15 protein-coding genes, 2 tRNA genes and 1 pseudogene are annotated in these 17753 nt (G+C 74.7%); 9 read left to right on the top strand and 9 right to left on the bottom strand.

Translation table 11 applies throughout. The features are described 5' to 3' along the window. Nucleotides 1-100: 100 nt before the first annotated feature. Nucleotides 101-193, bottom strand: a tRNA-Ser gene (locus JQN70_RS14370). Nucleotides 194-334: 141 nt separating this feature from the next. Here JQN70_RS14370 and JQN70_RS20245 point away from each other — a divergent pair. Continuing rightward, nucleotides 335-841, top strand: coding sequence for a hypothetical protein (locus tag JQN70_RS20245; protein WP_239111595.1), 507 nt, complete (start codon nucleotides 335-337; stop codon nucleotides 839-841). Nucleotides 842-861: 20 nt separating this feature from the next. Here the strand turns inward: JQN70_RS20245 and JQN70_RS21165 are convergent. Then, a pseudogene (locus JQN70_RS21165) lies at nucleotides 862-1260 on the bottom strand (GtrA family protein); the annotation flags it as partial. Nucleotides 1261-1280: 20 nt separating this feature from the next. Next, entirely contained in the window at nucleotides 1281-3401 is a 2121-nt protein-coding gene (locus JQN70_RS14360; protein ID WP_204132040.1) for an ArnT family glycosyltransferase, read from the bottom strand. Between the two features lie 81 nt (nucleotides 3402-3482). Here JQN70_RS14360 and JQN70_RS14355 point away from each other — a divergent pair, with 81 nt between their 5' ends. Then, nucleotides 3483-3974 carry a GNAT family N-acetyltransferase gene (locus tag JQN70_RS14355; protein WP_307835995.1) on the top strand — a complete coding sequence of 164 codons (492 nt, stop codon included), beginning with the start codon at nucleotides 3483-3485 and terminating at the stop codon, nucleotides 3972-3974. Between the two features lie 18 nt (nucleotides 3975-3992). Here JQN70_RS14355 and JQN70_RS14350 read toward each other — a convergent pair whose 3' ends face one another. Together JQN70_RS14350 and JQN70_RS14345 are read right to left on the bottom strand one after the other, a co-directional pair. Then, complete coding sequence (locus tag JQN70_RS14350; RefSeq protein ID WP_204132039.1) at nucleotides 3993-5489, bottom strand: sensor histidine kinase; 1497 nt, start codon at nucleotides 5487-5489, stop codon at nucleotides 3993-3995. 4 nt (nucleotides 5490-5493) lie between these two features. After that, entirely contained in the window at nucleotides 5494-6234 is a 741-nt protein-coding gene (locus JQN70_RS14345) for a response regulator transcription factor (RefSeq protein WP_204132038.1), read from the bottom strand. A gap of 165 nt (nucleotides 6235-6399) precedes the next feature. On the opposite strand from JQN70_RS14345, the gene JQN70_RS14340 reads away from it, so the two are divergent. Further along, nucleotides 6400-6978: a hypothetical protein gene (locus JQN70_RS14340; RefSeq protein ID WP_204132037.1), complete on the top strand. Its 579-nt coding sequence runs from the start codon at nucleotides 6400-6402 to the stop codon at nucleotides 6976-6978. Between the two features lie 56 nt (nucleotides 6979-7034). Here JQN70_RS14340 and JQN70_RS14335 read toward each other — a convergent pair whose 3' ends face one another. Both JQN70_RS14335 and JQN70_RS14330 read right to left on the bottom strand, forming a co-directional pair. Beyond that, nucleotides 7035-8858: a phosphoenolpyruvate carboxykinase (GTP) gene (locus JQN70_RS14335; RefSeq protein ID WP_204132036.1), complete on the bottom strand. Its 1824-nt coding sequence runs from the start codon at nucleotides 8856-8858 to the stop codon at nucleotides 7035-7037. 165 nt (nucleotides 8859-9023) lie between these two features. Then, nucleotides 9024-9518: a MarR family winged helix-turn-helix transcriptional regulator gene (locus JQN70_RS14330; RefSeq protein WP_307835994.1), complete on the bottom strand. Its 495-nt coding sequence runs from the start codon at nucleotides 9516-9518 to the stop codon at nucleotides 9024-9026. 52 nt (nucleotides 9519-9570) lie between these two features. Here JQN70_RS14330 and JQN70_RS14325 point away from each other — a divergent pair, with 52 nt between their 5' ends. Next, nucleotides 9571-9969, top strand: coding sequence for a nuclear transport factor 2 family protein (locus tag JQN70_RS14325; protein WP_204132034.1), 399 nt, complete (start codon nucleotides 9571-9573; stop codon nucleotides 9967-9969). Nucleotides 9970-10051: 82 nt separating this feature from the next. Beyond that, nucleotides 10052-10124: transfer RNA gene (locus tag JQN70_RS14320), tRNA-Arg, on the top strand. A 116-nt stretch (nucleotides 10125-10240) separates the two neighbouring features. Here JQN70_RS14320 and JQN70_RS21030 read toward each other — a convergent pair. Beyond that, a complete protein-coding gene (locus JQN70_RS21030) occupies nucleotides 10241-11908 on the bottom strand; it encodes a peptide ligase PGM1-related protein (RefSeq protein WP_204132033.1) in 1668 nt (555 codons plus the stop codon). Between JQN70_RS21030 and JQN70_RS14310 the strand changes: the two genes are divergently transcribed. The 4 genes from JQN70_RS14310 (at nucleotide 11895) to JQN70_RS14295 (ending at nucleotide 16248) form a co-directional block, all read left to right on the top strand. Then, nucleotides 11895-12503: a flavodoxin family protein gene (locus JQN70_RS14310; protein ID WP_204132032.1), complete on the top strand. Its 609-nt coding sequence runs from the start codon at nucleotides 11895-11897 to the stop codon at nucleotides 12501-12503. The genes JQN70_RS21030 and JQN70_RS14310 overlap by 14 nt on opposite strands. Continuing rightward, nucleotides 12500-13357 (top strand): LLM class flavin-dependent oxidoreductase, encoded by an 858-nt coding sequence (locus tag JQN70_RS14305; protein WP_204132031.1) that lies wholly within the window; start codon nucleotides 12500-12502, stop codon nucleotides 13355-13357. Before JQN70_RS14310 ends, JQN70_RS14305 begins: the two co-directional genes overlap by 4 nt. An 82-nt stretch (nucleotides 13358-13439) precedes the next feature. Continuing rightward, nucleotides 13440-14636 (top strand): zinc-dependent alcohol dehydrogenase, encoded by a 1197-nt coding sequence (locus tag JQN70_RS14300; protein ID WP_204132030.1) that lies wholly within the window; start codon nucleotides 13440-13442, stop codon nucleotides 14634-14636. A 19-nt stretch (nucleotides 14637-14655) separates the two neighbouring features. Next, entirely contained in the window at nucleotides 14656-16248 is a 1593-nt protein-coding gene (locus JQN70_RS14295; protein ID WP_204132029.1) for a phytoene desaturase family protein, read from the top strand. A 1-nt stretch (nucleotide 16249) separates the two neighbouring features. On the opposite strand, the gene JQN70_RS21025 is transcribed toward JQN70_RS14295, so the two are convergent. Next, nucleotides 16250-17626 (bottom strand): SDR family NAD(P)-dependent oxidoreductase, encoded by a 1377-nt coding sequence (locus tag JQN70_RS21025; protein ID WP_204132028.1) that lies wholly within the window; start codon nucleotides 17624-17626, stop codon nucleotides 16250-16252. Between the last annotated feature and the right edge of the window lie 127 nt (nucleotides 17627-17753).

Genomic DNA, 17753 nt, shown 5'->3' with positions numbered 1-17753 from the left:
TCGGCTCGTCCCTCGCCGACGCCCTCGCCCTCCCGGCATCCACCCGCCTCCGCCAATGGAAAGTCCCCCGGGGGCGCAAGCTTCCCGGGGGACTTTCCGTTGGCGGAGGCGGAGGGATTTGAACCCTCGATGGGCTTGAGACCCAAACCGCATTAGCAGTGCGGCGCCATAGACCGGACTAGGCGACGCCTCCAACGCCTGCACAGGGTATCCGGCGGCGCAGCGGCGGGCAAAAGCACCCACCTCCCGAGACCGGAGGGGCCGCCCGAGGCGGTCCGTTCGGCCGAGGGTGTTCGCCGGACGCGACCCCCGGGGCGCTGGCACACTTCCGGCCGTGACGACCCCGCCGTTCCCGCAGCCGCCCTCGCCGACCGCCGTCTCCACACCGACGGCCGTGCCGGACGCGTCGTACCTGGCCCCGCTGCCGCTCGCGACGCCGGCCGGCGCCGAGCAAGCCCGGGCCAAGGCGTCGACCGCCCTCGGCTGGGCCATCGGGGCGGCGGTGGCCGCCGGCATCTCCGTGCTGCTGTCGGTCGTCGCGGTCGTCCTCGCGGGCAACGGGGCGTTCTCCGGTGCCGACGACGCCTACTACGAGTCGGTGCGCGGCCAGGTGACCGCCCTCCCCGCCGGATCCGCCCTGTCGGGTGACCGCCTCGAGTGGGTCGTCGACGGAGCGGAGCGCGACTTCGGGTGGGTCGTCGACGACATCGACTGCCCCGACACCCCGTCGGTGGCCCGCTCGACCGTCGTCGTCTGCACCGGCACGGTCGACGGTGACGACTGGACGGGCGTGGTCCACTTCGAGGACTCGGCCGGCTCCTTCGTCCTCCTCGAGCTCTGAGCCGGCGCGAAGACCCACCAGCGCATCGCGAGGTACTTGACGGCGGTCGCGGCGGCCGTCGTCGCGGCGACCACCCCGGTCTCGACCCACGTCGGCGCCCCGGGGGCGAGGACCCCGAGCAGCGCCAGCCCTCCCGAGGTCATCCCCAGGGTCAGGGCGAACACGAGCAGGCCCTGCACCTGGTGTCGGGCCGCGCCGTCGCGTCCGCGGATGCCGAAGGTCCAGCGCCGGTTGGCCCAGGTGTTCGCGACCGCCGCGACGAGCAGGGCTACCGTGTTGGCGACCTGCGCCGAGTCGAGGAGGTGGCGCAGGACGACGAACCCGCCGAGATGCACGCCCGTGCTGGCCAGCCCGACGACCGCGAAGACGGCGAGCTCGCGGGTGACGGCCGGGCGGGCACCTCGGGCAGCGTCGGCCACCGGGCGCGTCACGAGGCTGGTCACTGCCCGGCCGCCGTCGGCTGCGTGAGGTCGTAGAACGTCGACCCGCCGATCGTCACGGCGGTGAAGTTCTCCGACACCCACGTGTTGATCTGGTCCGCGACGTCCGAGCCACCTTGCTGCCCGCGGAAGCCACCACCGGCGGCGAACCAGTGGATGCGGCCGTCGGCCACGTCCTGCTGGAACTGGGCGAGGGTCGGCGACGGGTCGGAGCCGTTGAAGCCGCCGATCGCCATCACCGGGTACCCGGTGCCGAGCTGGAGCCCGGCGGCGTTCTGCGACCCGACCGCGGCCGCCACCCACGTGTACTGGTCGGCGTCGGCGGTCAGGGCGGCGACCACGTCGGCGTCCGGTGTCGTGGCGTCGAGCAGGCCGCCCATCCCGCCCCGTCCGCCGGGCCCGCCGGCCCCACCGGTCGCGCCACCCGGCGTGGTGCCCCCGGTCGTGCCACCCTGGGCCGTGCCGCCGCCGAAGGGCGTCGTGCCGCCGTTGGGGTTGGTCGCCGCCGTGCCACCGGGCGGGGTGCCGCCGGGGCCGCCGCCGGGCATCCCGCCGCCGCCCCCCGGTCCACCGGTCGACGGGCCGGCGGTGACGATGGACCCGCTGTGGCCGGTCGAGAGCGTCGTCGCCGCGTAGGCCGTCGGGCCCGCGAGCCCGGCGACGACCGCCATGCCCGCCACGACGACGAGGGCCCGGCGGTGCAGCCGGCCGACGACGAGGAACAGCAGCGTCGCCGCGAGCCCGAGGGCGAGGACGCCGAAGCGCAGCCACCCGCCGTACGCCGTCGTGCGGGAGAGCAGGACGAAGGCCCACACCGACCCCGCAGCGGTCCCGGCGGCGAGGGTCAGGGCGCCGAGCGCCTCGTGCCGTCGCTGCCAGGCCTCGGCCGCGCCCATCCCGACGAGGGCGGCGATCGGCGGGGCGAGGGCGACGGTGTAGTACTCGTGGAAGATGCCCTGCATCAGCGAGAAGACGAGGGCGGTCGTCACGAGCCAGAGCCCCATGACGAGGTAGGCCGCCCGCCGGCGGTCGGTGCGAGGAGCCCGGCCGCGCAGCAGCAGGCCGCCGACGAGGAGGACGAGCGCCGCCGGGATGAGCCACGAGATCTGGCCCCCGACCGAGGAGTCGAACATCCGGGTCAGGCCGGTGCCGTTCGAGAAGCCACCGCCGCCCCCGCCTCCACCGCCGCCGACCCGGCCGACCTCGGACCCGTCGAGGCGGCCGAGGCCGTTGTAGCCGAAGGTCAGCTCGAGGAACGAGTTCGTCTGGCTGCCACCGATGTACGGACGCATCGAGGCGGGCACGAGCTCGACGACCGCCACCCACCAGCCGGCCGAGACGAGGAACGCGCCGACCGACAGGAGCCCGCCGACGACCCGCCGGCGGACCGGGGTGTCGGCGCAGAACAGCCACACGAGGGCCACGGCCGGGACGACGAGCAGGACCTGGAGGGTCTTCGTGAGGAACCCGAGGCCCGTGAACGCGCCGGCGAGGGCGATCCACCGGTACGAGCCGGACTCGAGCGAGCGCAGGGTCGCCCAGACCGCGAGGGCCATGAGGAGGGTGAGGAGGGCGTCGGGGTTGTTGAAGCGGAACATCAGGACGGCGACCGGGGTCAGGGCCATCGCGGCGCCGGCGAGGAGGGCTCCGCCGTGGCCGAACCACCGACGCACCGACGCGTGCACGGCGGCCACCGTCCCGACGCCCATGAGCACCTGCGGCAGGAGCATCGCGAAGGAGCTGAGGCCGAGGAGGCGCACCGAGAGGGCCATCACCCAGAGCGAGGCCGGCGGCTTGTCGACGGTGATGGCGTTGCCGCCGTCGAAGCTGCCGAAGAGGAGGGCCTTCCACGACGTGCTGCCCGCCTGGACCGCCGCCGAGTAGAAGCTGTTCGCCCAGCCGCTGGCCGTGAGGTTCCACAGGTAGGCCCCGGCGGTGACGACGAGCAGCGCGAGCAGGGCCGGGCGGGCCCAGCGCGGGTCCTCCTCGGGTCCGCGGACGAGGCGGGTCAGCCGCTGCCGGCCGCGCGCGCCGCCACGGGGCCGGGGCGGGGGACCGGCGCTCGCCGGCGGCGCGGGGGCCTCGTCGCGGGAGGTCGTGGGCAGGGTGGCGGTGTCCATGACCCCACGCTCGGGCCGGCTCCTGTGCCCGACCTGTGGCTCGCCTGTCGCGGGGGTCTGACCCGGTGCGAAGATGGCGCGGTGGCCGCTCCCGTCGTCCGTCCTGCCCGCCCCGACGAGCTCGAGGCCGTCGGGCGGCTGACCCTCGCGGCCTACGCCGCGGATGGCGGCATGTCGCCCGAGCACCCTTACGCCGCAACGCTGCTCGATGCCGGCGCCCGCGCCCGCGACGCCGAGCTGCTCGTGGCCGAGGAGTCGGGGTCGGTGCTCGGCACGGTCACCTTCGTCCGCCCGGGCACCCCCTTCTCGGAGATCGGCGGGCCGGACGAGGCCGAGGTCCGCACCCTGGCCGTGGCTCCCGAGGCGCGGGGGCGTGGGGTGGGCCGCCTGCTGAGCGACGAGTGCGTCCGGCTCGCGCGCGCCGAGGGGTGTCGTGCCGTCGTCCTCTCGAGCGGGACCTGGATGACCGCCGCCCACCGCCTCTACGAGCGGATGGGGTTCGTCCGCGTGCCCGAGCGCGACTGGAGCCCGCGCCCCGACGTCGACCTCATCGCCTACCGCCTGACCCTCTGACGACCGGGCCCGGAGGGGTCAGGCGGGGAGCAGGACCGAGAAGGTCGTCGCCCCGGGTGCGGACTCGACCTCGACCCGCCCGCCGTGCGCCTGACCGACGGCCGCGACGATCGAGAGCCCGAGCCCGGTCGAGCCCTTCTCCCGGCTGCGTGAGTCGTCGCCGCGGGTGAAGCGCTCGAACACCTTGGCCTGCAGGGAGTCGGGGATCCCGGGGCCGTTGTCGGACACCGAGATGCGCACCATCCGGCCCTCGGGCCGCAACCGCGTGACGACCTTCGTGCCGGACGGCGTGTGCGTGCGCGCGTTCGCGAGCAGGTTGGCGAGGATCTGGTGCAGCCGTGCCCCGTCGCCGGTCACCTCGACCGGCTCGTCGGGCAGGTCGAGCTCCCACGTGTGGTCCGGCGAGGCGGCGTGGGCGTCGCTCACCGCGTTGACGGCGAGCAGGCTGAGGTCGACGGGCTCGCGCTCGAGGGGGCGGCCGGAGTCGAGCCGGGCGAGGAGGAGCAGGTCCTCGACGAGCTCCTGCATCCGCAGCGCCTCGGACTCCACCCGGCCGATCGCGTGGGTCACCGTGCCGGGCACCGGCTCGCTCTCGCGGCGGGTCAGCTCGGCGTAGCCGCGGATGGACGCCAGCGGGGTGCGCAGCTCGTGGGAGGCGTCGGCGACGAACTGCCGCACCCGCATCTCGCTCTGCTGGCGGGCCTGCAGCGCGGACTCGACGTCGTCGAGCATCGTGTTGAGTGCCAGCCCGACCTGGCCGACCTCGGTGCGTCCGTCGGCGTCGGCCTCGGGGACGCGCACCGCGAGCGAGACGTCGCCGGAGTCGAGCTGGAGGCCCGACACCTGCCGGGCGGTCGCGGCCACGCGGTCGAGGGGCGCGAGGCTGCGGCGGATGACGAGCGCCCCGCCGGCCCCGACGAGCACGAGCCCGACGGCGGTGCCGCCGACGACGAGGGCGAGCAGCTTGGAGAGCAGCCGGTCGACCGGCTCCGTGGACACGCCGACGATGAACTGCCCTCCGCCGGAAAGGGTCCGGGACGTCACGAGGTACTCGCCGAGGTCGCCGCCGAGGTCGATGTGCACGGCCTCGCTGCCCTTGAGGCCGTCCGTGACGGTCGCGATCTGCGCGGTGTCGAGCTGCCCGTCGCCGTCGCGCAGCGTCACCGAGTTGAGCGCGTTGCCGCGGGAGTCGGTGGCGACCGACCCGTCGGCGGCCAGGCCGAGGACGAGCACCCGGTCGGAGCCGGGGGCGCCGGGTGGTCCGCTGCCGTGGGGCACCCGGCCGTCGCCGTCGTCGTCGAAGACGCCACCGCGGTCGCCGGCGCGGCCGAGGGCGCTCTGGAGGTCCTGGCCGAGCTGGGAGTCGAGGTAGCGGCGGGTCTCGAGCACGGTCAGCGCGCTCGTCGCGAGCATGACGACGGTGAAGAGCGCGAGGACGGCCACGAGCAGCTGCGTGCGCAGCGTCCACCGCGAGGGCGGGTGGGCCGCCACGGGCAGGTGGGGGCGTGGGGTCATCGGGTCACTCGGCCGGCTTGAGGACGTAGCCGACGCCCCGCATCGTGTGGATCATCGGGGTGCGCCCGGCGTCGATCTTCTTGCGCAGGTAGGAGATGTAGAGCTCGACGACGTTGGCCTGGCCGCCGAAGTCGTAGTTCCAGACGCGGTCGAGGATCTGGGCCTTCGACAGCACGCGCTTCGGGTTGCGCATGAGGTAGCGGAGCAGCTCGAACTCGGTGGCCGTCAGCTGGATCTCGGTGCCGCCACGGGTCACCTCGTGGCTGTCCTCGTCCATCGTCAGGTCGCCGACGACGAGGAGCGAGTCGCTCTCGGCGGTCGCGACGGCGGTGCGCCGCATGAGGGCCCGCAGCCGGGCGACGACCTCCTCGAGGCTGAACGGCTTGGTGACGTAGTCGTCGCCGCCGGCGGTGAGCCCGGCGACGCGGTCCTCGACGGCGTCCTTCGCGGTGAGGAAGAGCACCGGCACGTTCGGGTCGTCGGCGCGCATCCGCCGGAGCACCTCCATGCCGTCGAAGTCGGGCAGCATCATGTCGAGGACGACGGCGTCGGGCCCGAAGTCCTTGGCCGCGCGCACGGCCTGGATGCCGGAGGCGGCGCTGCGCACCTCCCAGCCCTCGTACCGCAGGGCCATCGACAGCAGCTCGGTGAGGTTGGGCTCGTCGTCGACGACGAGGACCCGCACCGGGCTGCCGTCGAGGCGGGCGAGGGCGGGTGCGGGGGCGGTCTGCGGGCGGGTCTGCATGGGAGGAGTCTGTGCGCGCGGGCTGGGCCGATCCGATGCGCCGCCTGTGCGCTTCCTGTGTGCCACGTCCACAGGCTGCCAGCGTCGTGCTGGCTGCGCCACAGGTCCGCCACAGGTGGGGCTGCCACGGTGCCGCGAGCACCCGCCCGACGAAGGAGACCACCGATGAGCGAGAGCCGCGAGCACGACGGGCCCGACGCGTCGTCCCCCGGGACGCCGGACTGGGCCACCCAGGCCGTGCCCGGACCCGCGCCCGACGTCTCGACCCCGTCCCCGGCCGCCGGCCGGTCGTGGGAGGCCGTGGCGACCCACGGAGCGGCGCCTGCCGCGGCGTGGCGTCGCCCGTGGTCCGGCTGGGGCTCGCCCGGGCGCTGGTCGGGCCGACGCACGGTCGTCGCGCTCGTCGCGGCGCTGGGCATCGGGGCGCTCGGGGCGGCCGGTGCGACGGCGGCCATCACCCAGTCCGACGGTGGCGGCCGCGGCGACCTCGGGGGCCGGGGTGGGCAGGGCCAGTTCCCCGGCGGCCCCGGCCAGGGCCGGCTCCCCGGCGGTGGGCAGGGCCAGGTCCCCGGCGCGCCCCGGGACCGCGACGGCGACGGCGACCACCACGGCTTCGGCGACCACGACGGTGACCACGACGGTGACGGCTCCGGCAGCGGTCTGCCCGGCCGGCAGGGGCAGCTGCCCGGCGGGTCGCAGCAGTCGACGCCCGGCGACGCGAACGGCACCGCGCCGACCACCTGAGCCCACGACGGGGCCCCGCCGGAGTGCGATCCGGCGGGGCCCCGTCGTGCTGCGGGTCAGGCCTGCTCGACGTGCTCCTTAAGGGTGGCGAGCTCGTCGGCGAGGGGGGCGGGGAGACGGTCACCGATCCGGGCGAACCACTCCTCGATGAGGGGGACCTCGGCCTTCCAGTCCTCGACGTCGACGCGCAGGGCCTTGGCGAGCTGCTCGTCGCCGATGCCGAGACCGGTGGTGTCGATCGCGCCGGGGGTGGGGACGAGTCCGACCGGCGTCTCGACCGCGTCGGCCGTGCCGTCGAGCCGCTCGACGACCCACTTGAGGACGCGGGCGTTGTCGCCGTAGCCCGGCCAGAGGAAGGACCCGTCCTCCTCGTCGCGGCGGAACCAGTTGACCTGGAAGATCTTCGGCAGCTTCGCGGGGTCCGCGTGCGCGCCGATGTCGAGCCAGTGCTGCATGTAGTCGCCGGCGTGGTAGCCGATGAAGGGCAGCATCGCCATCGGGTCGCGGCGGACGACGCCGACCGCCCCGGTGGCCGCGGCGGTGGTCTCGGAGGAGAGCGTCGCGCCGACGAACACGCCGTGCGCCCAGTCGCGCGACTCGTAGACGAGCGGCACGGTCGTCTTGCGGCGGCCGCCGAAGAGGATCGCGTCGATCGGCACGCCGTCCGGGTTGTCGTACTCGGGGGCGATCATCGGGGTCTGCTTGGCCGGGGTCGTGAAGCGGCTGTTCGGGTGGCTGCTCGGCACACCGGACTCGGGGGTCCAGTCGTTGCCCTTCCAGTCGGTGAGGTGCGACGGCGGGGCCTCGCTGAGGCCCTCCCACCACACGTCGCCGTCGTCGGTCAGGGCGACGTTCGTGAAGATCGAGTTGCCCTGCTCGATGGTCCGCACGGCCTGCGGGTTGGTGTGCATCCCGGTGCCGGGCGCGACGCCGAAGAGGCCGAACTCGGGGTTGACGGCGTACAGCCGGCCGTCCGGCCCGAAGCGCATCCAGGCGATGTCGTCGCCGACCATCTCGGCGCTCCAGCCCTCGAGGGCCGGCTCGATCATCGCGAGGTTGGTCTTGCCGCACTGGCTCGGGAAGGCGCCGGCGACGTAGTGCGTCGTGCCCTGCGGCGAGGTGAGCTTGAGGATGAGCATGTGCTCGGCCATCCAGCCCTCGTCGCGGGCCATCGCCGAGGCGATGCGCAGGGCGTAGCACTTCTTGCCGAGCAGGGCGTTGCCGCCGTACCCGCTTCCGTACGACCAGATCTCGCGCGTCTCGGGGAAGTGCGCGATGTACTTGGTGTCGCTGCACGGCCACGGGACGTCGGGGCGGCCGTCGACGAGGGGGTCGCCGACCGAGTGCAGGCCCTTGACGAAGGGCGCCTGCAGCTCCTCCATCGTCTGCAGGACGGGGGTGCCGATACGGGCCATGATCCGCATGTTCGTCACGACGTACGCGGAGTCGGTGACCTCGACGCCGAACATCGGGACGGTCGCGTCGAGGTGGCCCATGACGAAGGGGATGACGTACATCGTCCGACCGCGCATCGAGCCGCGGTAGAGCTCGGTCATCGTCGCCTTGAGCTCGGCGGGGTCGACCCAGTTGTTCGTCGGGCCCGCGTCCTCCTCGCGCTCGGAGGCGATGAAGGTGCGGTCCTCGACGCGGGCGACGTCGGTGGGGTCGCTCTGGCAGAGGAAGGAGTTGGGCTTCTTCGCCGGGTCGAGCCGCACGAAGGTGCCGTTCTCGACGAGCTGCGTGGTCAGGCGGTCCCACTCCTCCTGCGAGCCGTCGCACCACACCACCTCGTCCGGCTGGGTGAGGGCGGCGACCTCGTCGACCCAGGACTGCAGGTCGGCGTGGGTCGTGCGCGGGGTCGTCGTCGCGATGGTGGTCATCAGGTGGGTCCTTCCGCCGTTGCCGGTGTGTGGTCGGCACCGGGCGACGGGCGTTCGGCGGGAACCTCGGCCGCCCACCGCGGGGAGCCTCACCTCCACGGTAGGACCGGGACGGTGCGGCGGACCGCGCTTGTGAAAGTGTTCACAAGACCGCCGTGGTGCGGCTCAGGAGGTGCTCTGATCCCCCTCGGAGGAGGGTGGGAGCACCGAGCGACGGGCGACGGCCTCCCCGGCCCCGACGACGTCGAGCAGCGCGGCGAGGACCCGGCGGGCGACGGCGACGTCGGCGTCCCCGACCCGGTCGGCCACCTGCTCCTCCAGCGACCGGCGCGCCGCCCGCGCGGAGCGGACCATGGCCCGTCCCGCGTCGGTGAGGGCCACCCGGCGGCTCCGCCCGTCGGCGGGGTCCGGCCGGCGCTCGACGAGCCCGAGCTCCTCGAGCTCGGCGACCCACTTGGACGCGGCCTGCTGGGTCACGCCGAGGCGTCCGGCGAGGTCGGTGACGGTCGGGCGGTCCTCGACGAGGTGCTGGACGACGTAGCCGTGCAGGCTCCGGACGCCGGGCGGAGCGCTCGCGGCGAGCAGCCAGGGGTCGGTGGCGCGGGCACCGAGCAGGACGAGGACCGGGAGGTCGAGGTCGTCGAGGTGGAGGGAGGGCACGGCGCCATCCTGCCATTTGCACAACCAAGGTTGTGGACGTAATGTCGGCGGCATGTCGCACGCGCAGCTGGTGAGGGACTTCCTCGAAGCCCTCGAGTCGGGAGAGCAGGGCGAGGCGCTCGCGCGGTTCTGGTCCGACGACGTCCGGACGGTCACACACCCGAACCTCGTCGCTCCGCGCGGAGGGTCCTCGGACCGGGCGGCGATGGTCGCCGCGTCCGTCGCCGGTGCCGGGCTCCTGGCCGGCCAGCGCTTCCACGTGCTCGACGTCCTCGAGGCGGGGGACGCAGTCGTCGTCCGCCTCGACTGGACCGGTGAGCTCGCCGTCGACGCGGGGTCGTGGCCGGCGGGCACCGTCCTGCACGCCCGGGTGGCGCAGTTCGTCACCGTCGCCGACGGGCGCATCGCCCGGCTCGAGACCTACGACTGCTACGACCCCGTCGAGGTCTGACCCAGGGGGGTAGGCCGGGCCGATTTCTCGGGGCGGGCGGGCTCCGGTAGTCTGCTCAGTCGTTGCGCCGCGTGCGTGACGGGCGCCCGTAGCTCAACGGATAGAGCATCTGACTACGGATCAGAAGGTTAGGGGTTCGAATCCCTTCGGGCGCGCACTGTGTTGAGACAGTAGGACGGGCCCCGGCCGGCGGAGACGCGGTCGGGGCCTTGCTCTGTCCGGGCGTCGGGACGCGGAAGGGCGCGGCGCCGGAGTTCGCGTGGATGCTCCGTCATGGACGGCGGTCGGCCGTCCGGCCGAGGGCTGGCGGAACGGCGGCGAAGAGCCGCTCCGCCTCCTCACTCGTGCGGGCGATCGCGGTCACCCCGATGGCCCCGTGGCTCGCCAGCGAGGGGAAGCCGTGCAGGAGCACGCCCGCGCCCCGGGCGTGGTCGAAGCCCAGCCCCGCGACCTCGAGCGACGTGATGGCCCGCTCCGGCGACAGCTCCCGGCCCGCCAGGACCTCGACGGCGTCACCTGAGCGGTAGGTCCGCGTGCTGCCGTCGGAGTCGGCGACCCAGCGCCCCGCACGAGGGTCGTAGGAGCCGGGCACCAGGTACCGAAGAGCGGTGTAGGAGTGGGTCGTCCCGCCCCGGCGGAGGTTGAGGTCGACGGCAGCGAGGGCCCAGCCGCCCCGGCCCCGGCGCGCGACGAAGTCGACGGTCAGCCAACCCACGGCCCCGAGCTGCGAGAGCACGCACGCGACCGACGTGACGTGCGTGGTGAGCTCCGCCGCGTAGGCCGGGTCGGCCGGTAGGCGGCTCCCGAGAAACACCTGGCCGCTGCCTCCCCCGAGGACCTGCTCGTGCGTCGCCAGGACGACCACCTCGCCGTCCGGGCGGATCTCCGCCTGGGCGCTGGGACTGGTCAGGACCTCACCGGTCACCAGCTCCTCGACGACGCCGCCGGAGGCCAGGTCGGCGAGGAACCACTCCGGCGCCCGCGAGGCCATCTGGGCAGCCAGCTGGTCCACCGTGAGGGGTTGTCCGGTGGGAGCGTTCGTCGCCATCGTCCAGTTCCCCTCGCCCGCACCGGAGTTGTCGAGCTTGACGATGACGTCCTCGAGACTCGGGCGATCACGGCGGATGGCGGCGACGGCGGCCGCGACCTCCGTCGCGTCGTGCACGTCCTCGACGCCGAGCGGGACCGGGACCCCGGCCTCGCGGAAGAGGCGCCGGGACGCACTCTTGAACCCGTGGCTCCACAGGTCCGGAGGGCTGCCGTCGAGCGGGACGCCGAGGGCGAGCGCCACGTCGACCTCGTCGTCCGTGACGTTCCAGGGCTCGATGACCGCCGGCGCGCCCCCGACCCGTCGGCGGAGCTCCTCGACGAGGTCGGGCCAGCCGAGGAGCTTCGCGGCGACGCCTCGTGCGCCGGCGTCCGGGACGACGAGGGACGAGATCCTGCGCCGAGCGCCCTCGGGGTCCTCCGGGCGAGCCAGAGCCGCGTAGCAGTCGAGGACGCAGCCCGGTGGTTCCTCGCTCGTCACGACGACCACCCGCGCCCCCGGGCTGCGGGCCGTCCGCAGACCGTCGACGAGCGCGCGGTGCTCGAGGCCCGGGAGCAGGGAGGCGTGGTGGTCCAGGAGCCGTTGCGGCATGCTGTGCGACGGCAGGGAGACGACGACGTGCTCCGTCGCGGTCCCCGGGGCGGTGGCCGCCCGGGCGGCCGCGAGCGTGGACTGCAGGCGACGGAACGCGGAGGCGCGGGTCGACGGAGACCATGACCCGTCCCCCTGCCGGGCCTGCTGTCGTCGCGTCGTCGTGTGCACGGCCTCGACGTACCCGTCACGAGCGGCCGGGATGCGTCCGGCGGCGGGGTCGGTGTGACGGCACCCGGCGCCGGGTAGGGGCACGCGGTCGGACCACCGCGACGGAAGGACCACCGTGCCCCAGCTCACCGCCCTCGTCCTCAACTGCACCCTGAGCCCCTCACCCACGCCGTCGAGCACCGACCTGCTGAGCAGCCAGCTGCTCGAGGCGCTCGCCGGGCACGACGTGTCCGGCACGACCGTCCGGGTCGTCGACCACGACGTCCGACCCGGGGTCGAGCTCGACATGGGGGAGGGCGACGCCTGGCCGGCCATCCGCGAGCAGGTGATGGCGGCCGACATCCTCGTGCTCGCCACGCCGACCTGGCTCGGGCAGCACTCGAGCGTCGCCCAGCGCGTCCTCGAGCGGCTCGACGCCGAGCTCTCCGAGACCGACGACGAGGGACGCCTCCTGACGTTCGGCAAGGTGGCCCTCGCCGTCGTCGTCGGCAACGAGGACGGCGCGCACCACGTCTGCGCCGTGCTCTACCAGGCCCTCAACGACGTCGGCTTCACCATCCCGGCCAACGGCTGCACGTTCTGGAACGGCGAGGCGATGACGGGCACCGACTACCGGGACCTCGACGAGACGCCCGAGGCCACGGCGTCCGCCACGCAGAGCGCGGCCGCCCATGCCGCCCACCTGGCGCGCCTCCTCCGGGCGGACCCGTACCCGGCGTCGTGAGCGGGTCGCCGCCCGCGGGGCTCGCCACCTTCGGGCTGCTCGCGCCGCTGACCCCGGTCGCCGACCGGACCGGCTCGCCCGGTCCGCTGGACGACCTCGCCGAGGCCTCCGCCGTCCCGGACCTCGACGCGCTCTGGCTGCGCGACCTGCCCTGCGTCCCCGACGGCGACGAGGACGCCGGGCAGGGCACCGACCCCTTCGCGCACCTGTCGCTCCTCGCCGGGGCCGGCGTGCTCCCTCCGGTGGTCGGCATCGCCTCGGTCGTCCTCGGCACGCGGCACCCCCTCGTGCTCGCCCGCGCGGTCGCCACCGCGCAGGCGCACACCGGTGGACGGCTGGTGCTCGGGCTCGGCACGGGGGGCAAGCCGCCGATGAACGCGGCCCTCGGGCTGCGTGGCCGGACCATCGAGGAGTTCGCCACGGAGTGGCGGGCGGTGCGCGCCGCCCTCGCCGGCCGGCTCGACAGCGGTCTCGTCGCGGGACACCGGACGACCCCCACCCCACCGGTCTACCTCGCGACGACGGGGGCCGAGCGGTGGCGGGCCGTCGACGGCGACGCCGACGGGTGGATGGCCTTCCTCGGCGACGAACGGGCCTTCGACGACGTCCACGCCGCGATGGAACGGGTCAGCGCGCGCCGCATGCCGGTGGCGGTGCGTGCCGACGTCATCGTGCGGGAGGACGCGAGGGGCCTGACGCTCCACGACCGGGGCCGGGTCGTCGGCTCCCTCGACGCGGTCGGCGACCTGCTGGCCCGCTGGCGACGCCATCCCGCGGTCGCGCACCTCATGGTCAACGTCCGCTCGAGCCGACCCACCGAGGACCTCCTCGCCCTCCGTGCCCTGAGCAGCTGACGACGACGCACCGGCGACGTCGGGGTGTGCCTCGGCGGAGGCCGGGGTAGGGCTCGGGGACAACCGACGATGGAGGTACCCCGTGAAGGCAGTCGTGTGGCACGGAACGAAGGACGTCAGGGTGGAGGAGGTCCCGGACCCGCGGATCGAGCAGCCGACCGACGCCGTCATCCGGGTGACGAGCACGAACATCTGCGGCTCGGACCTGCACCTCTACGAACCCCTCGGCGCGTTCATGACGCCGGGCGACGTCCTCGGCCACGAGTCGATGGGTGTCGTCGAGGAGGTGGGGTCCGAGGTCACCGACCTGGCCGTCGGCGACCGCGTCGTCATCCCCTTCCAGGTCTGCTGCGGCCACTGCTGGATGTGCGAGCACGGCCTGCAGAGCCAGTGCGAGACCACGCAGAACCGCGACCAGGGGACGGGCGCCACGCTGTTCGGCTACTCCGAGCTCTACGGCGCGCTGCCCGGCGGGCAGGCGCAGTACCTCCGCGTGCCCCAGGCGCAGTACACGCACGTCAAGGTCCCCGAGGGCCCGGCCGACGACCGGTTCGTCTACCTCTCCGACGTGCTGCCGACGGCCTGGCAGGCGGTCGCGTACGCCGACCCCGAGCCGGGTGGAACGCTCCTCGTCCTCGGGCTGGGCCCGATCGGCGACATGGCCTGCCGGATCGCGTTGCAGCGGGGGGTCGGACGGGTCATCGGGGTCGACCGGGTCGACACGCGACTGGCCCGGGCCCGCGAGCGCGGCGTCACGACCCTCGACCTGCGCGACGTCGACGACGTCGGCGACGCCGTCCGCGAGCTGACCGGCGGACGCGGTGCCGACGCGGTCGTCGACGCCGTCGGCATGGAGGCCCACGGGTCGCCGGTGGCCAAGGCGGCGCACAAGGTCGTCGGCCTCCTGCCGGACGCCGTCGCCAAGCCGCTGATGACGAACACCGGCATCGACCGGCTCGCGGCGTTCTACTCCGCCATCGACGCGGTGCGCCGAGGTGGCACCATCTCCCTCAGTGGTGTCTACGGAGGGATGAGCGACCCGATGCCGATGATGACGCTCTTCGACAAGCAGGTGCAGATGCGGATGGGGCAGGCCAACGTCAAGCGGTGGGTGCCCGACATCCTCCCGCTGCTCACCGATGACGACCCGCTCGGCGTCGACGGCTTCGCCACCCACCACCTCCCGATCGACGCGGCCCCCGAGGCCTACCGCACCTTCCAGGCCAAGGAGGACGGAATGGTCAAGGTCGTCCTCGACCCCCACGCGTCGGTCGCGTGAGCACGCCGGCGGGTGGTCGATGACCACGTGCGACGCGGTCGTCGTCGGCGGCGGGCCCAACGGGCTCGTCGCCGCCGCGGCGCTCGGGGACGCGGGGTGGGACGTCGTCCTCGTCGAGGCGCAGGACGAGGTGGGTGGGGCGGTCCGCAGCGCCGAGGTGACCGCTCCCGGGTTCGTGTCCGACCTGTTCAGCGCCTTCTACCCGCTCGCCGCGGCCAGCCCGGTGATCCGCGACCTCGACCTGGGCGCCCACGGGCTCCGCTGGGCGCGCTCGCCGGACGTCGTCGGTCACGCCTTCCCCGACGGCCGGGCAGCCGTCCTCCACGCCTCGGCCGACGACACGGCCGCCGCGTTCGAGGCCGACGCGCCGGGCGACGGCGACGCGTGGCTGCGGATGGTCGCCGGCTGGGACCGCGTCCGCGACCCCCTGCTCGACGCCCTCTTCACACCGCTGCCTGCCGCCCGCCCGGCGGCACGGCTGCTCCGACGGGCCGGCGTCTCCGGCACGCTCGACCTCGCCCGCCTCGCGCTGCTCTCCGTCCGGCGCCTCGGCGCCGAGGAGTTCGACGGCGAGGGACCTCGAGCCCTGTTGTCGGGCAACGCGATGCACAGCGACGTCCCGCCCGACGGCGCCGGTAGCGCCCTCTTCGGCTGGCTGCTCGTGATGCTCGGCCAGGACGTCGGCTTCCCCGTGCCGGTCGGTGGCGCCGGAGCGCTGGCTTCCGCACTGCGCCGCCGCGGCGAGGCATCCGGTGTCCAGGTCCGCTGCGGGACACCGGTGTCCGCCGTCGAGGTCTCGGGCGGTCGCGCCCGCGGCGTGCGGCTCGCCGACGGCACCCGCATCCGGGCCCGGCGGGCCGTGCTCGCCGACGTCCCCGCGACGACGCTCTACACCGACCTCGTCGGGCCGTCGCACCTGCCGCCGCGGCTGCTCGCCGACCTTGCCCGCTTCGACTGGGACGACTCCACGCTCAAGCTGAACTGGGCCCTCGACGCCCCCGTGCCGTGGCGCAACCCGGCGCTCGCGAGCAGCGGCACCGTGCACCTCGGCGTCGACGACGACGGGCTCGTCGACGTCGCCGCCGACCTCTCGGTGGGCCGGATGCCCGAGCGACCGTTCGTCCTCCTCGGGCAGATGGCGACCGCCGACCCGACCCGAGCGCCGGAGGGCGCCGAGACCGCGTGGGCGTACACGCACCTGCCGCGCCGGTTCGCCGACGACGCCGAGGCGGTCGACACGCAGGTGCGCCGGGTGGAGGCGGCCGTCGAGCAGGTCGCCCCGGGCTTCGGGTCCACCGTGCGCGCGCGCTTCGTCCAGCGTCCCGACGACCTCGAGACGGCCGATGCGAACCTCAGCCGCGGCGCACTCAACGGCGGCACCGCCGCGCTGCACCAGCAGCTCGTGATGCGCCCGACCCGCGGGCTCGGCCGGCCGGAGACCCCGCTGCCCGGCCTGTTCCTCGCCAGCGCCTCGGCCCACCCCGGGGGTGGCGTCCACGGGGCCTGTGGCTGGAACGCCGCCGTGGCGGCGCTCGGCCAGCAGGGGGTGCTCGGTCCGGCGCGGCGGGCGCTCGCCCGGACTGCCTGGGCCCGGGTGCTCCGCGAGGTCTGACTCAGCCGCCGGTGGCGGCGCCGTCCTCGCGGTACCGGCCCTCGGCCAGCAGGGCCAGCCGTAGGAGGGTCTCGCGGTTGCGCGGCAGGATCGCGGCCTGCCGCAACGGTATCGGGACCAGTCGGCCGGGCCCGGTGCTCGCGTCCTCGGCGATCGACACCGTGCAGGTGCCCGGGCCGTCGGGGACGACCTCGACCTCGACGCGGGCCTCGCCGGCGGGCCAGCCACGGGCGGTGAGGACCAGCCGGTGGGGGGCTGCCGACTCCTCCACCTCCGTCGTGTCCGAGATGGTCAGCGGCCAGGTGCCGACGCTGTGGTGGATCCGGCTGCCCGGTGCGGGCCACGTGCTGTCGACCTCGCGGACGCGGGCGGCACCGACGACCCAGGTCGCGTACTGCCAGCCGTCGGCGAGGACGGCCCAGACCGCCTCGGCCGGCGCCGTCACGGTCCGGGAGACGCGGGGCCGGTTCAGGTGGTGCTCGGTCACGGGGTGCTCCTCGGGGTCGGGGTCGGAGGGGGCGGGATGGCGTGCCTCGTGCACGTTCCCGGCAGTCGGCGGCAGGCCGGTCCACGGCGCGAGTCCGAAGCGGCGCATCAGCGGGGTGACGAGCACGTCGAACACCCCGGGCAGGAGCCGGAACCCGGCGACCACCACCGGGTTCGCCGGCCCGACGTGCGTCTGCCGGCGGGGGTGGCGCAGGACACGCGCCACGCGTGCCGCGACGGCGTCCTCCGAGCGAACGGGAGGGGGCGGCGCACCGTGCCGCCCGAGGACCGTGGCGGCCTGCCGGTAGACGGGGGTGTCGATCCCGCCGGGGGACACGAGGGACACGTGGGTGCCGACCCGGTCCCGGACCTCGACCTGCAGGGTGCGCACGAGCCCGTGCACCGCCCACTTCGAGAGGACGTAGGGGCTCATGTACGGCGTGGCGATCTCCCCGAGCAGCGACCCGACGACCACGAGGTGACCGCCGCCGGTGCGGCGGAACGCCTGCAGGGCGGCCCGGGCGACGTGGACCGTGCCGAGGACGTCGGTGTCGACCACGTCGGCCAGCACGTCGGCGGGGACCTCCTCGAAGTGTCCGTAGGCGACGACGGCCGCTGCGTGGACGACCGCCAGTCCGCGCCCGTGCTCGGCCGCCGCGGTGTCGACGAGCCGCCGCACGGCATCGTCGTCGCGGACGTCGAGAACCTCCGCCCTGGCGCTCCCGCCCGTCGCACGGCAGGCCTCGACGACGCGGTCGAGGGCGGCGCGGTCGCGTCCGGTCACCAGGACGGCGACACCGTCGCGGGCGAGCCGCAGCGCCGTCGCCCGGCCGATCCCGCTCGAGGCGCCGGTGACGACGGCCCCGGTGGTCCCGGGTGGTGTGGTGCGCATGCAGGTCCTCTCCTCGGTCCCGGTCACCTACCCCACCGGGAAGCCGGGCAATCCGGGCGCGCCCCGGTGGTCCAGGTGCGCCCGGCCCGGGTGCTCCGGCGGGGAGCGGTTGTCCCACGGTCGGCGC

Source organism: Phycicoccus sonneratiae, assembly GCF_016887965.1.
Taxonomy (GTDB): domain Bacteria; phylum Actinomycetota; class Actinomycetes; order Actinomycetales; family Dermatophilaceae; genus Phycicoccus; species Phycicoccus sonneratiae.
The sequence above is the reverse complement of the archived record's forward strand: the minus strand, read 5'-3'. Positions and strand labels throughout refer to the sequence as shown.